At 50.9% G+C, this 369-nt stretch carries 1 protein-coding gene; it reads left to right on the top strand.

Annotation, left to right across the window (positions count from 1 at the left end; all coding sequences use genetic code 11):
- On the top strand, positions 1 to 369 hold a 369-nt coding region (locus B2633_RS02000; protein ID WP_483168907.1), incomplete at both ends, for a 2-oxoacid:acceptor oxidoreductase family protein.

Raw genomic sequence — 369 nt, forward strand, 5'->3', positions numbered from 1 at the left:
TGCGCGGCGGCACCGCCAACTGCCTGGTGACCATAAGTGATGAGGAGATTAGTTCACCGTTGACTGAAAATCCCATGACCGCGATTATTATGAATCGTCCCTCACTGGACCGATTTGAAGATAAAGTCAAACCCCACGGCACTTTGGTCTTGAACTCGTCTATGGTCGACAGGCTGCCGGCCCGTGACGATGTGGAAGTCTTACAGATGCCGGTAAACCTGATTGCCGACCAACTCGGGACGGCACGGGTTGCCAACATGGTTTTGCTGGGCGCTTTTGTAGAAAAACAAGGATTAATGGACATCGATAAAGCCTTGGACTACCTGGAGGTGGTGTTCAAAGGCAAAAAAGAAGCCGTTATCGCCAAGA

Source organism: Syntrophomonas sp. UBA1041 (genome assembly GCF_002316705.1).
In the GTDB taxonomy this organism is placed as follows: domain Bacteria; phylum Bacillota; class Syntrophomonadia; order Syntrophomonadales; family Syntrophomonadaceae; genus DTU019.